6 protein-coding genes are annotated in these 15,767 nt (G+C 42.8%); all 6 read right to left on the bottom strand.

Going from position 1 to position 15,767, the window contains the following annotated elements; all coding sequences use genetic code 11:
* Window positions 1-10: 10 nt before the first annotated feature.
* The gene (locus tag AAW12_RS11980) at window positions 11-3,163 is read right to left on the bottom strand and encodes a SusC/RagA family TonB-linked outer membrane protein (RefSeq protein WP_046673854.1); all 3,153 of its coding nucleotides are present in this window, start codon (window positions 3,161-3,163) and stop codon (window positions 11-13) included.
* Window positions 3,164-3,726: 563 nt separating this feature from the next.
* Window positions 3,727-5,943 (bottom strand): glycoside hydrolase family 16, encoded by a 2,217-nt coding sequence (locus AAW12_RS11975; RefSeq protein ID WP_156167629.1) that lies wholly within the window; start codon window positions 5,941-5,943, stop codon window positions 3,727-3,729.
* Window positions 5,944-5,955: 12 nt separating this feature from the next.
* Window positions 5,956-8,685, bottom strand: coding sequence for a glycoside hydrolase family 2 TIM barrel-domain containing protein (locus AAW12_RS11970; RefSeq protein ID WP_046673889.1), 2,730 nt, complete (start codon window positions 8,683-8,685; stop codon window positions 5,956-5,958).
* Between the two features lie 9 nt (window positions 8,686-8,694).
* Window positions 8,695-10,575 (bottom strand): 7TM diverse intracellular signaling domain-containing protein, encoded by a 1,881-nt coding sequence (locus AAW12_RS11965; RefSeq protein ID WP_197084024.1) that lies wholly within the window; start codon window positions 10,573-10,575, stop codon window positions 8,695-8,697.
* A 203-nt stretch (window positions 10,576-10,778) separates the two neighbouring features.
* The gene (locus AAW12_RS11960) at window positions 10,779-12,659 is read right to left on the bottom strand and encodes a RagB/SusD family nutrient uptake outer membrane protein (RefSeq protein ID WP_046673852.1); all 1,881 of its coding nucleotides are present in this window, start codon (window positions 12,657-12,659) and stop codon (window positions 10,779-10,781) included.
* A 13-nt stretch (window positions 12,660-12,672) separates the two neighbouring features.
* Window positions 12,673-15,750: a SusC/RagA family TonB-linked outer membrane protein gene (locus tag AAW12_RS11955; RefSeq protein WP_046673851.1), complete on the bottom strand. Its 3,078-nt coding sequence runs from the start codon at window positions 15,748-15,750 to the stop codon at window positions 12,673-12,675.
* Window positions 15,751-15,767 lie beyond the last annotated feature (17 nt).

Here is a 15,767-nt window from a genome sequence, read left to right as displayed (position 1 = left end):
TTCTTTCCTATTAAAAATTAACTTCTAGACCAATTGTATATTTCTTTGGTAAAGGATAAGCACCGCCACTGTATTCCCCTTGAGGAGAAACCAACTCCGCATCAGGTACATGTGATTTTTGGAAGGTATGGACGTTATCAAGCATCGCATAAAAACGGATCAATCGCGCTCCAATTTTTAAGCGATCAACGATTGCTCGCGGAACAAGATATCCCAGCGTAATAGTCTTAATTTTGAAATAGCTTCCATTTTCATTAAACATCGTGCTGAATGGCAGAAATTGGTAAAAATAGCCACCAAATGGAGCAATTGATGGAAAGCCAGCTTGATAATTCGGATCTTTGGCTTTTTCTGGCGTCCAGTAATCAATCCCTTCCAAATCCGGCAAACGATTATTTGTGAAATTATAAATATTAGAACCGATTGAATTGAATTGATTACTTTTCAACGTATTGATAATATCACGGCCAATAGTAAATGTATTTAGAATACTGAAAGAAAAGTTTTTATAAGTAAACTCGTTATACAAGCCTCCAGTAAATTTTGGGTTAGGATTACCTGTTGGAACCAAATCACCATCTGCAGCTCCCTTATCTTCATCGCTCCATACATCCCAATCATTATTGACATCTAGCCAATTTGGATAACCTGGTTTTACAGGATTATTTCCTTTAAAATAGGTCAATGGTCTTCCAGTAATTGGATTTCCAGGAATTTGATCTTGATGACTATACACGCCTTGATAAATCATTTGAGCCCACTGATAAATTGGACTGCCCACGCGATACAAGAGTTGCTCGTTCCAACCTCTAGAATCAGCATAGAAACTACGGTTACCATAAGGCAAAGCCCCAATTCTATTTCTGTTATAAGTGACATTTAAATTGGTGTTCCATTGCAAGGCACTCGTCTTGGATAAATTACGGGTCGCGATCGTCAAATCAAATCCTTCATTATAAATCGTCATGGGAACGTTATAGGAAAGATTTGTATATCCGGTGTAATACGGAAATGGAAATGACATAATCGGATCTTTTGTAATCTTCCGATACGTATCAAAAGTTATATTCAACCTGTTATTGAATGTAAACAAATCAAAACCAATATTTGTCTGTTCGGATTTATTCCAAGTCAAGTTTGTTAATGTCAATGGCTTTCTAAAAGAAGGGACTGCAAATGTCGTTCCGTCATAGGCATTGGAAGAAAGTTCCCATACGTTGTAAGGTGCGTAGAAATCGGATGGCAATACGCCCGATTTACCCCAGCTTCCACGTAATTTAAACAAGTCCACCCACTTGAATTTACTCATGAAAGCTTCATCTGAGACAACCCAAGCTCCAGAGAGCGCTGGAAAATATCCCCATTTAGTATCCTTTCCGAAACGTGAAGAAGCATCCGCACGCCATGAAGCATTAAAAATATACTTTGATTTATAGTCATATGAAAACTGACCCATGTAAGATAACAAACCAGCTTCTTTAAAATCCGTACTACCACGAAGGTCTCTCGCTGCCACCCCCTGAATCACCTTAATATCATCCGTTGGAATATTGTAGCCCAATAAATAAGCAGACTTTTGTTTGTCATATTGAAAAGACTGCATTGCTGTAATTGCAATACTATGTTTATCTTGAAATGTACGCGCATAATTCAATACGTTCGCAAGATTGTAAGTGTAGGCATTTCTATTATTAGATTCTGCAAAAGAAACTCCATTATTCAGCTCTTTAGGCTGAAATTGATCCCGAGAATCAAGATTAATCTGTGCAGAAGCCTCTAGTGAATATTGCAATCCCTTGATAATATCTACATAAGTCTTTGAGAACAGATTGATGTTATCAGTTTGGTTGTCGTCTTTCAACTTATCATATTGACCATAGTAGAAATCATAATCTGCTTTGGCCAATCCAACAAAAGAAGACGGCATTTCTCCTTGATTGACCGGCACTACCTCATCAATTCCGCGTCCAAGACCGCGTTTCCTATTGATACGTGCCGTTGAAAACATAAAATCTGAGCGTATAATAGGCGCCAATTTAAAACCAAAGTTCCCTCGTAATGAGTAGCGTTTAAAGCCCGTATTTCGAACCACACCATCTTCATTATAGTATCCTCCGGACAAACGATAGTTTACCCCTTCGTTGCCACCAGAAATACTAGCATCCGCATTATCAATATTTCCAGTGGTATAAAATAGGTCTTGCCAATCTGTTGCATTATTATAGCTGTTATTTAAACTGTCAGTCAATGGTTGGGTAATGCCACCCATTTGCGCCCAACTAGCATATTGGGATATAATACCCATTTTTGCTCTTCTTTCAGCTGCTCCTCCAAGTGTCCTTTGTAATTGTGGCCTTTCTGTTACACCCTTATAATACGAAACACGCACTTGCGGCTTACCCACGTTTCCGGTCTTAGTTTTAATTACAATGACACCATTTGCTCCACGCGAACCCCAAACCGCTGTCGCAGACGCATCTTTTTGTACAACAATACTTTCGATATCATTGATATTGATGCCGGCGATATAATTTGTTCCAGTAGCTGTTGAGCTTGCCAAGTCGGTAATCGACAAAGGCATTCCGTCAATAATGTACAATGGGGAACTCATCGTATTAGCCAAATCGACTTCTGAGTTTAGATCTGGAGATATTGTCGTATTACCACGAATAGTAAAGGTATTCCGAGCTCCCGGCTCCCCTGTAAAGTTTTGGATATTAACCCCCGCGACCCTTCCTTGCAGCAAACTCTCAAAACTCGGCGCAGGAAGATCTTGAATGGTTTTCCCCGAAATAACTTGAACCGCACTGGTCGTTTTCTTAACAGACTGTCTTTGGTACCCGACAACCACAACTTCATCCAAAGATGAAGCATCGCTTCGAAGGATCACAGCTGTAGCCTGTTTTGTTGTCACATGGACCTCCTGCCTTTTAAAGCCGACACCAGAAAAAACCAATGTTACGGGAAGGCTCTTTACAGCCAAAGTGAATGAACCTTGCTGATTTGTCGACGCTTGATTCGCTGTTCCTCGTTCTGTGACGGTCATGCCCGCCAGCGGCTGCCCCTTTGCATCTCGAACAGTCCCTTCCACAGGGATTGTTTGGCCGAAAACATGAAAATAGGACATCACCACGAGAATAATAATAGGTAGAATTCTCTTCATATTAATTTAGTGTTAGTGAAGTGAAGGTAGATCAAAAATCCTGATGTCACAAAAAAGAAGGGACAAATAAATAACTATTAGAATATTAAATTTCAGAATAACACAATCAAACGATTGCGCTACTTTTACGCAATCGTTTGAGTAAATTTCACAAAACGCTGAATTTGTATCAACAGATTAAACTAGGGTTATTCAAACGTCATCTCAAGATGAACGCTGTAAAAATGCTTCACAAATATTAACAAACAGCACACACTTCTAAGTCACGTCGAAATATCCTATTAGTTAATTAAAACTATTCACTTTACATACTCGGTCATTTTAAAATTTAATCAATACAATCTAAAATTCTACGAACTTTTCGATGACTTAATTAATACAACTAATATAAAACAGAACGTCTATTAGCTAAGAGGTCAAATTAGGTTTTTATCTTCCGTTAGGCGATTTCGTTATCAAAGAAGTATCCACAAGAAAAAGAAAAAGGCTTATTAAACTAAAAATAGCGCCATCCTATCGTAAGCGCTATTTTTAGAACAACAAGTTGATTGGAAAACTGCTCATCAAGGAAACTCCACCACATACGTCCGGTTATCCCGAAAAGTATTGTACGTACTTTTTCCAACTTGATTGATCACATAGCCGTAGCCACGATTGGGACCATTGGATAAGCTGTTGTTGCAGATATGTTTGAGCCTTACACCGGGTTTTACCGGAACTTCCACCGAACTTTCGATGCGTATCGGATTGACCAGCACATCATATATTCCAAATGCATAGGCTTCATGTTGCTGCACCGTATCGGCGACCTTATAAGCCGCAAACCCATCGCGTGTCCCATTTTCGCTTCGGTATGCTGCCTGATTCGGCGCATCATAGGGGCTTTCACATTGAAAGAAGTAAGTACGGCCATAATTACCGGTCCAATAGGTTTGATATTCCTGAAAATGTTCATTGAACAAGGCATACATGGTCATATAGTCTCCATTGACCACCAACCCATTGCGTGTCGTATTGATATCCCAGCCAACACTGCCCTTCACCCCATGATCGGCACGCCATATCCAAAAGTGATCACCGATCACATCATTACTATTGATAATAACCGATTGATCGACATGAACTTTGTCGGCCCGAAATCCGCCAATACGCAGAAATAGATCCGCCAACAGGGTTGGGTTACTGTCATGTCTTATCATGCTCTTTTTCTGCCCCACCTGAATCAAACTATGGGAGCTATAATGTGCATCAAACATCAGCGAAGCAACAGTAACACCCGCGACATCATCAACGGCTATTGCGGTATGCGGATTTGCCGAGCCGGGTATCAAGGTAGCCAATCCAAGTCCGAGTATGATGGTATTGGCCTTGCTGACATGAAGGGGTTCGGATAACTCATACATCCCAGGCGTAATCAGCAAATGCTTGCCGCGCCGCAACTGTTGGTTCATTTCCGCTGCTGAATCGCCGGGCTTAACAACATAAAAATCCTTCTCCACATCAATAATATCTCCTGCTCCCATATTGTTCCGCGTATAGGATACACCTTTATGATTATGTTGTAATGCAGGACGAAAAACCTTATAACGCCCATCCTTATCAAAAAATAAAAAAGGCTTCTCGCGAATTATAGGTGTTGTTGGAATCACTGTCACATTCCCGCCTGCTACCCAATTATTTTGATAGCTATTTTTATCGACAGAAGGTCCAAAATCGACTCCCTGAAAGCAATAGTTGTATTTAATTTCTTCAAACTTCCCTCTTCCTTTGTTAAGAAATGAGTTTCGTGTATACCACTGCTGCTGATTTTTGGACCCTGCTGCTGCTTCAAAATAACAGTCTGCAGTATAACCTCCACTAACCCATCCATTTGCCCATTGATTGCGCACCACTCGTGTGGAATAAATACGACGTAGCGGGGCCGCTTGGGAAACCGCCCATTTAAATGTTTCCTCTTCCTCGTAGCTCTCGGGACCAATAACAGAAAGATTTTCGGCAGCACGCCAGAATGTACATGTCCCATTCCCATCGACAAGATGAGGCGGCGTATGTATATTTGAAACCGCAACATCATAAGGCACTTTGCCCAATCCAGCAATCTGCACATAAAAGGGTATCTTCAATAATCCTGCCGACTTGTAGTCTCCCGACTTGAAAAGTAATGCATAACGATTGGGACTGAATTCCTGTCCAAACATCTGCTCATGGAGCTGATTGACTTCTCTGCCGACACGATGCTGATGATCTGCTGGACTATAAATCAACGTATTTTCACCAAAAAGCTGGAGTTCCAAACTCAATCGTGCAACAAACTCTCCTTTTACCGTCTGGATTTCATAATAGTAGTCGTATGGACTACCTTCAAGCACTTGATCCATAAATTTGGTCTGCGTGACTTTGGCAATAGTTTGATAATCGCCCAGTCTGCCCAGGCTCCGCCGGATCAGAAAGGGCCCTTTCATCTTCTTATCGATCAGCCGTTTACTGAAGTTAAGGCCTATTCGTCCCTTTTGCATGAAGACTTCTGGACTGCCTGCTTGGGATTTATCTTTCACAGCAGCGGCTTGCGACCTGCCTTTCGCCGCAGCTATTTCACCTAGGCCATTTGGACTTTCCGCGAGTTCACGTGGATCAGGCTCATGTGCCGCGACGGCAGTTACTGTAGTTCTATGCTCCCCGGCATAGGTTGCTTTACTTAGATTAGCGCTTGTTTTTGCAAGAGCAGGCTGTATTATCAACACCGCTACAACAGGCTTAATATAGTTTCTAAATGGCTGCATAAATTTCATTTTTTATGGGTTGACTGACTGGTTTATCTTTTTTAATCGGATCGCATTTAGCATCGGCTCACCTTTCTTACGAATAAAAGAAATCGCCAAGTTGCCTTCGTCGTTCACTTTCAGTGGAAATTTTCGACGAAGCACCCTAAATGCCCCGACTTCACGCCGGACATTGACATCGGTAGCAAGAGCACGGTCGCCAATACGGATGTCAAAAACGCGATCTATCCCCTTTTGATCCTGTTTCTTCTCCCGTTGCTCGAGATCATACAAGAGATTCTCCTTATCATTCGGACCGTCCAATTCGGCAAAGAACAATTCGATCTCGTAATCGCCATTAGGCAGATCAAATCGGTAGGATTCCAGTCTCTGCAATTGTGTTTGGAAGAGCGGATCATCTCCTGTCCCTCTAATATTTACATCGGTCCCCAGGTTTTCCCGTCCTGTATTTTTCAGACGATACTTTTCGCCTTTTACATACCCCCAGCTTCCTCTTTCATAAGGCTGATCCGGGTACCACCGGTTTCCTAACGAGTCAATGTATTCCCGATTGTCACCAACATTGATGCGGAGTTCCTGCCATTCCTTATCCCTCTTCAGATCATAGGGTAATACCTCACAATCCAACATTGATTCATCCATACCGCTTAATTTTCCGTTATGGAAAGCCCGTGCTTTCACGGTATGTGATCCACGGCTTAGGCTTACAGGCCATATGACCATCCGATCCACAGGCTTTCTTGCGCCCAACGACACAGCATCCAGCAGGAGCTCTACGGAATCAGCATTACTGAATATGGGTAGCTGCAGCCATCCGGAGCCTAGCAAGGCGGAGTCAGCATCAGTCCGCACGCCCCATTTTTTCCCATGTGTGACACCTATCTTAATAAAAGGCTCGGGTCTTAAATAAGCCTGATAAAGGAAATAGGTGTTTTTTTCTTTCCTATCCCAAGTCAACAGACCTTTGGTATTGATGTGCGGCATACTTTCTTCGCGGGTTTCGGAATTAAAATCGGATAAATTCCAGGCCACTCCACCAGCGACAAAGGGCTTCTTGATCAGTTCGTTGAGATAGCCCTGGTGATAGCGGACTGCATACTCCACACTTTTGTCAAAACGTATCGGTTTATCGGCATGTATACGATAATCTGCATCTGCTCCATATTCGGTAACCAGGAGCGGCTTGCCGGGCAACTGTTGATGAATATGTTCTAGCTGTCTCCCAAAATCAGCAATTTTACCTCCGTACCAGCCCGGATACAAGTTCCAGCCCACAAGCATCGGGATTTTGGTCAGTCCTGTCCGATGATAGAGCTCAAAATTGCCATGGTTGGCAATCATGGTATAGCGGGTTGAATCTTCGTTACGGGTGAGCGTTTCCAATTGCTGGGCCAATGATACGACCGATTTAAAATATTTTTCCTGACGGTCTTTATCTTTTGGAAAATGGGGCCGAAGAAAGATTTCATTCATATAGCCCCAGATAATAATGCTTGGATGGTTAAAATATTGCCTGATCATCTCTTTCTGCATCTGAAAGCTGTGATCGGCAAAAGCAGGACTTTCTGAAATCTCATTCACAAGCGGAATTTCTACCGATGCCAACAGCCCCAAACTGTCACAGGCTTTCAGCACGGCAGGATCCTGCGGATAATGTGCTACTCGCAAGAAGTTTCCGCCCATTGCTTTTAACTTCACAAGATCCTGTACTTGCAGGCTATCGGGAACAGCATTGCCCATACCTTTAAAATCCTGATGCCGACTTGCACCGATTAGTTTCAGTGGTTTCCCGTTTAAAAAAAAGCCTTTCTGGGGATCGAATGAAAACCAGCGGAAGCCAACGGAATTATCCAGACGGTCCAGCTGCCGGCCCTTGGAATCATAAATCCGCGTTATCAAACGATACAAGTACGGCAGCTCTGGCGACCACAATTTTGGCTGCTCAATTTGAACCATGTTCAATTGGAAATTGCTGTGTGAATGGGGTTTCAGCTTTTCTTTCTGCTGCACTTTTTTTACCGTCACCCCATCGGCATCAACAAGCGTAGTTTCAATCAAAACCGCTTGTTGTAATGTTGAAGCATTCTGAATAGCTCCATCAAGATTAATTGTTGCATTTTGTCTGGCATCAAGTTTTGCTGTTAGGCGCAAACCGCTACTTCCGTACTGCGGATCAGCAAAATGAATTTGATCCAAGAGGAGCAAAGATACCTTTCGGTATATGCCACCAAAAAACGTAAAATCGCCACTTAATGGTGCAATATCTTGGTTGAAACGGTTGTTGACTTGAATGGCGATGGTATTCCGTGCATTTTCTTTTCGATGCAGATAATCGGTAATATCTACATTGAAAGCCGTATAGCCTCCACGATGGGCTTTTACTTCCTTTCCATTGACCAATAGCAGTGCTTCCTGGTTGGCTGCCCCCACATGAAGTACAATTCGTTTATTTTGCCAGCTCGTTTTCCAATCTAAGGTATTTTGGTATTGTGTGGCACCGCGATAATAGCCCGGCGTATCGTCCATGACATCAGCAATATTCCAGCTGTGCGGAAGGTTCACGGTTTGTTGCTTTTGCTTCGCTATCCGGTCCAGGGAATCATCGTCTTTCCTGAATTTCCAGTTTGACGAGAAATCAACTGAAACTCTTCCATCCAGTACCGTTTGCGCATGTAAGCTCCAAGAGAAAAATAGACAGCCTATAGCGCATAGGTTGATAAGTTGTTTAAATATAATATTCATGTATCGCATTTATGTTGGTCGGTCCAGTGCCTGCAGCACCAATCTTGTCCAACCTGATTTTTCATTTTTTTTATGTTTTTTACCGCTTGTTGTCAAGATGTCTTTTACCTTGCTGGCATAATTCCAACAGGTACTCTGCCGAATACCCAATTTCTGCGAAAGCTTATAGGAAGAGATGTCACCCTGATGGAAATGGACGAGATAAACCAGATAAAAAGCTTTATTAATTGGAATACGGACGTTTTCAAAAATCGTATTGTTCAACACAGATTCTTCATAGGTACACTTGGTGCATCTTCGGCTATAGGGTGTTTTACCAGCGCAATAGTTATCGTAACCACACTTTATACAACGATATTCTTTTTTCCATTTCAAATCGGACAAAACCTTATAACAGGTCTCCTTATCCGGATATTTTACCCCAAATTCTTCAAAATTCATTTCCTTGGAAAGCACCCGATCATCGGTAATCCGTTCAATATTGGTCTGTAAATTTTTATTATCCTTGGTCAACAACTGGTTCATGCGGCCAATTTCTTCCGACTGAGCCCATAATAGGCTATTCATCTCTTTCAGTTCGCGATTCTGATCGTTAATAATTTCGGACTTTTCAAGCAGTTCTTTTGATTTCTGCATCACCTCCAGCGTGCGCTCCTGCACTTTTCGTTCGAGGTCCCTGTTGTGCTTCTCCTGGAGTTTCTCGTTGATCTGCATCTGTTCAATGACTCTCTTTTGTGCCCGTTCTTTTTTGCTTTTCAGGAGCCGAACTTTGTCATGAATCGCGAATGAGAGAAAAGTCATCTCCAGCACAAAACCAAATGTAATGCTATAATGCCCGATCGAACTGGGTATAAAACGCGCATAGCCCAATACATAGACTACTTTCAACACAAAGCCCAGGAAAAGAAACGTATAAGCGAGCACGAAATACCGGGCTGGACGATAGTTTTTCTTCCAAAGCCATATCCCAGAAAAAAAGGCAACTGACAAGGGAACGACCTCAACAAATTTGTAGATAAACCAGTTCTGATTAAAACCTAAACAGTACAGAAAGAACGCTATTCTCAACATAATGACCAGATCCAACAAACGATTTAATTTGGGTTCTTTTTGCTTTACATGAAGCAGAGATTTCGTAAATAACAAGGCAAACACACTAACACAGCAGACAAAAACTGCTGTTGCGTATTGATTGAACCAGGGATTTTCGGGCCATAGGTACTGAAAAGCGATACCATCGGAAGACATTTCGTACAATCCAACACACAATATATAGAGGACATAGTATAGATATTGGCGTCCTCTAACGGCAAAATACATGAGTAAATTATTGAAACTAAACAGAACGATCATCCCATAGAACAGGCCGAATGTAAAATATTCAGTCAGCGTATATTGAACAAAACGATCTAGGGTACGATAGACCAAAATTACGTTGACCATCTGTCGCGATCGCACCTTAAAATAAGCCTCGTAAGTGCCTTTTTGCAATGCAGGAATTAGAAATTCAAAATTCTTATGCATAAATTGCCTATTCTCGAAATCGATCGAAGCGCCGGCCTGATAATGGACAAAACCGCCAGTTCCAGTCGGGATAAATGCCTCCACCATATCGGCAGTCTGATCGAATAATTCAATAATCCGGTCGCGGGATATGTGTTGATCAAAAGACATTCTCACCCTAAACCAATAGGTTGAGGATCTGTTAAAATTTTTGGGATAGTATCGCTCATTAGGTTTAAATTGTTGCGCCTGTTCCGGTGATCGTATTGCTGCAAACGACAGGGCGTTGCTGCTATCTTCAAGGTAGTATACTTCTGTAGTCTTAAAAATATGTTCGGCTGTACCGGGCAACAGCGTAATAGGCTTTTGGCCAAATAGCAATGCCATTTGAAAAAACAATATCAATAGCGCAAATCCCCGTATTTTCATTCTTGTTAAAGTATACATAGCTCGTCTCGCCTCTTTCTTTTGGTTATTTATAACCGGATAGGCATTCGTATTCGGAAACGCATCCTATCCGGTTTTAGAAGATCAAAATAACAAAATTATCAGAAAGCATCTAGTGCTCATTTACAAGCCGACCATCGCTCCTAATCAATTATCTTATCGAGCGGAGGCACATTGTTCTCTGCTCCCGCATAGCCTTGGTTCTGATTGATCATCCCGTTGGTATTAAACCGTTGTGCGGATGCGGGTACAGGCCATAGCACATGGTATGGCGCAATTTCATAATGTACACCCTGCACCGTGGGAACCTTGTTGCGATAAAAGGAATTTTTTTCAATAATACGGTCGTAAAAGAAATTTTTTTGCGCAAAGTTGGCCATGCTATATGTTTTGCCATTATAAGCCGGAATACCGGTCTGTGCAAAAATATAGGCGATACGTGTCAGCTCGGTTTTACGCGCTTCCTCCCAAAATAACTCTCTTGCCCGTTCATCCAGGACGGTACCAATATTCACTTTTGCTGCATTTTGTAAGAGTTGAGCATTTGCGCGCCCACGAACGGCATTGATATCTGCCATGGCTTGTGCCTGTTGACCTTTCCAGATGTAGGCTTCTGCACGTAATAAATACGTTTCTGCCAACCTGAATACATACCAGTCCGTGTTTGTTCCGCGCGGTGGATTCCAATTTGGATCTTCGGCATATGGATTGGTCGAATTGATAAAGACCTTGTAATGCGGCCAGCCAAACCAGTGCCGAATGGTATCCAACGAACCGTTGGTAAATACCTTATCGATATTTTGGTTCGTAAACTGTTGGATGGGTTTCCCATAAAGACTACTAATTGCAGGATCTTTCGAGGCCTTGATGGCTGGATTGTTATACACCAGATCGGTCATATCCATCCACATCCCCTTTGCATGCCGGTAATCTGTATTATCTGTCCATATTTCTTTGGTGCTGTAATACGTACCCCGATAGCGGCCAATACCACGGCCGTACATCCGTGTCAGTGGGATCTCTGCATTCACGGCATCGACAATCGCCTGGAGACCTCCCTGTGGGATTTTTAAATTTGCAAAATGCCAAGCCGGGACAGTATTTCGCATCAACTGAGAACCCAGGTCCGTACGCCCCTGCAATGTCTGACGGTCGATTACCAAAAATAGCGCTTCTTTATTGGCCGGTATCGCTTTATTATCCATGCGATGTAGATCCCAAACGACATTTTTTGTCAGGTCTGCAGCGGTACTGCCAAAACGGCTTTTCATTAAAGCATATTTACCCCCATCAATCACTCTGCTGCTCGCAGCTATAGCACCATCGAAGTCACCTAATGCCAGATCTATTTTTGCTAACAGATGATTTACTGCACCATTGGTCACATCCCCCTTATTGACGCCATCTTTCACCCATAGTTGTGCAAATTCCAAATCCTCTTTCATCTTTTTCAGAATGACCTCCCTTTTGGTTGAATAGAAATCGTATTTCGGTGCCGAAAGATCTTTCAGCTGCAGGGGCACATCACCAAATTCGTGCACTAATCTGTAATAAAAATAAGCGCGATAAAAATAGGCCGCTCCCAGGATTTCATTTTTTTGAGCGTCCGAGCTGTAGGTTGGACGGTCGATGTTGCTAATAATGGTATTTGCCGAACGGACCGCAGCGAAAAAGTTTGTCCAATACCAACCTATTTTATTAAAGTCATCACTATTGAGATTGGCATCTGGAGTAATCAAAGAGACCAAATTCTGCGCCGGTGTAGCCTTATCAGTCGTTCCTTCCACAGCGACATCTGAAAATATAGATTCAGACAACATGGGAGCAGCATCACCAAAAAATTCGCCCCGCGCTGCTTTTCCCAAAGCATTCAAGACTCCTTTAAGGGCATCGACGTTGTTTAGGTTATATGGAGAATATTGTGACAGCTGATCGGAGTCGAGAAAACTTTTTTTACATCCATTTGCCGCCAACAATGATATTGATGCGACAACGGCCGCTACTTTTAGAGTTATTTTCTTCATGTTCTTGATTTGATTAAAGGGATACGTTCAAGCCTAGTGTATAATACCGTGGTGTAGGTCCATCATTCTGCGGATCCCAATAGTTCCAAACTGGCGCATATACCGCCGCATTGTTTACATTGACATACACTTTAAGATTTCTTACCTTCATGCGTTCGGAAAGTGTTTTTGGCAAAGAGTAAGCGAGGGACACATTATTCAACCGAATAAAACTGTTTTTCCAATAAACATTAAAGCTGGTTCCGTTGGCACCGCTACCCAAACGTGCATAGTCATTTGTCGGATTTTCCGGTGTCCAATAGGGCTGAATGTAAGATGTGGAGCGCATAAAACCGACACTTCCGGGATTGTTCTTTGCCTGGTTGAATTGCTTTTTCTGCCCCCAATTGGAAATCAGCTGAAAGGAGAGGTCTATATTTTTGAAAATATTGAACTCATTGCGAAGCGACCAGGTAAAGCGGGGCGAGCGATAACCGATAAATTGTTTATCATCGTCATTGTACACATAATCACCGTTGACATCCTCGAGCTTGAAATCTCCCGGGCGAATGCTCGCCTTCGTATACTTTTTCGCTTCCTCAACCTCATTTTCCTGCCATACCCCTAAGACTTTGTAATCCCATATGACATCAATATCTTGCCCAATAAACCAGCCATTCCCCGGATCATCATTGGCTGTTGCCAGGCGAGAAATCTTATTGCGATTTAAGGAAAGAATAAAATTGGAATTCCATTTGACGTTCCCATCGACAATATTTCGACTGGTCAAACTGAGTTCGAGTCCTTTATTTTTCACTTCGGCCAAGTTGGAATAAACAAATTGGTAGCCCGACACACTGGAAAGCGTCTGTTTGACCAAAAGATCATTTGTCTTTTTGCTATATACATCGACCGATCCACTGATCCGATCTTTTAAGATCGAGAAATCCAAGCCTGCATTGAGTGAAGTTGTTTGTTCCCATTTGAGGTTTTCATTGCCCATTCGTGAACCGATTACTACGGTATTGACCTCGGCAGGAGTACCATTGGCATCCACTGTCTGATATTTATTGACCGTCAGTTGCGATAAAGCAGCATAGGGATCTACCGTTCCATTATCTGGATTACGCAGATCTCTATTCCCATTGATACCATAGGAAAGACGCAATTTACCGTAGTTGAGCCATGAAATATTTTTCATGAAGGACTCCTCCGTGAAGGTCCATGCTCCAGCTACCGCTGGGAAGGTCGCTCTTTTACTGTTCACCCCAAATACCGAGTATCCGTCGCGACGCACCGATAATGTTAAATTATAGCGATCCATAAGGCTATAATTAACGCGGGCCATCAGCGCATCGCCGGTATATACCTTGTCTTCACTATTGACAGTCGGCAGATTTCCACTGGCAAGATTATGGTAGCCAAGGTAGTCTCCAGGCACAAATCCCTGATTAGCCGCCTGCGTCCACCAGGTCTGGTATTTCTCGGAATTGGCCAAAAGTGTCACGTCTACGTTATGGATTTCAGCAAACTTGCGGTTCCATTTCAATAGGTTATCAATCTGCCAGTTGTAGCGTGTTTCCTGATCGCGGCTTGCCGAACCACCCACAATGGTCACATTGGGATTGGCGGAGGAGTTATGGTTAAACGTACGATACATATCGACTCCAGGGCTAAAATTAAACTGATAGCTAATGCCAAAAGGCAGATTAACTTTAGCAAAAAGACTTGCAAAAAGGGTATTCTGCTTGTTCATGCGTTCGTTGTACGTCATATTCAGGAAGGGGTTACGCGCATTCAATCCACTATCGTCTGTCGGTATTCTTCTCAATGTACCATCGGCGTTATATTTATCACCATAGGGGGATAAATTTGTCAACTGGGCCCAATCGGCTTCAATTGCCCCCTCATCGCGGTCAGCATATTGTACATTAGCACCCATGCGTAAGAAGTTCGTCACTTTTCCCTCGAGATTCAAGCGGGCGCGAAATGTACTGAACTCACCTCCTTCAATCAGATTTTGATTTTTATTATAGCCGACTGACATGTAGTAATTGACATCTTCTTTTCTTCCGCTCATACTGACGGTATGATCCTGACGGATCCCGGTTCTGAAGATCTCATCATACCAATCAATCGTCTTACCGGCCATGTAATTGGCTTTTTCATTCGCGACAAGACCAAGTCTATCTAACCAGATATCGACAGGGTCTAAATCTTTATTTCCCCCCGAAAGCCATTGCTCAAAAGTTACATCAGCGGGGAGGTTTCGTGGATCGTCATAAAAATAGGCAGGTTTGGTTCCTCCAGCGCGGCCTACATCCGCCCGCCATTGTAGGAAATGAGGTCCCTTATACACGCGCTGGTTCTGTGCAAGTGTTGCTAATCCCCAATTGGTATTAGCTGTTAGCAGAGGTTTATCGCTCGTTCCTTTCTTGGTCGTGATGGCAACAACACCCGTAGCAGCTTTCGCTCCGTAGACGGCCAATGAACTGGCATCCTTCAACACGTCTATGGTCTGTATATCGTTGGGGTTAATATCAGCAAGCTGTCCATTGTAGATGATTCCGTCCAACACGATCAAAGGAGAGGTTGATGCACTTAATGTCGTCTTACCCCGTACCAACAGATCTCCGCCTCCTTTCGCAGAAGTATTTTGTGAAACACTCAAACCAGCAATGTTGCCCTTCAGTAGGTCCGAAACACTCTGTGGATTCTCGTTTTCCAATTGCTCGGCCTTTACACTTGCGATAGATCCAGTGACATCCTTTCGGGAGGCTGTTCCATAGCCGACCACCACCACTTCGGTCAACTCGGTATTGCCGGGCTCCAGCGTTATATTTAAGGATGTCTGTCCGTCAACATCCTGTTCTTTGTTTAGAAAACCTACGCTTGAAAGCACAATGACTGACTTGGGATAAACGGGTAGAGAAAACCGCCCCTGATCATCTGTTGTCGTTCCCCCGGAACGATTTTTTAGTTTAATGGATACCTGTGGAATTGGCTTCCCCTGCCTATCTACCACTGTACCGCTGACTGTCCGATTTTGTGCATTTGCCATATAAGTGCATGCAATTACACTTGAAATCAAGAGCGTTAATTTTTTGGCCATAATTTATGGGAATTTAG

It is taken from the genome of Sphingobacterium sp. Ag1 (assembly GCF_000988325.1).
Classification (GTDB): Bacteria; Bacteroidota; Bacteroidia; order Sphingobacteriales; family Sphingobacteriaceae; genus Sphingobacterium.
Note: the sequence above shows the minus strand (reverse complement) of the source record. Positions and strands in the feature narration are given on the sequence as shown.

Coding starts and splice junctions, on each gene's coding strand:
- AAW12_RS11975 (WP_156167629.1), bottom strand. CDS start 5,943: ATGCAGCCATTTAGAAACTATATTAAGCCTGTTGTAGCGGTGTTGATA.
- AAW12_RS11980 (WP_046673854.1), bottom strand. CDS start 3,163: ATGAAGAGAATTCTACCTATTATTATTCTCGTGGTGATGTCCTATTTT.
- AAW12_RS11965 (WP_197084024.1), bottom strand. CDS start 10,575: ATGGCATTGCTATTTGGCCAAAAGCCTATTACGCTGTTGCCCGGTACA.
- AAW12_RS11970 (WP_046673889.1), bottom strand. CDS start 8,685: ATGAATATTATATTTAAACAACTTATCAACCTATGCGCTATAGGCTGT.
- AAW12_RS11955 (WP_046673851.1), bottom strand. CDS start 15,750: ATGGCCAAAAAATTAACGCTCTTGATTTCAAGTGTAATTGCATGCACT.
- AAW12_RS11960 (WP_046673852.1), bottom strand. CDS start 12,659: ATGAAGAAAATAACTCTAAAAGTAGCGGCCGTTGTCGCATCAATATCA.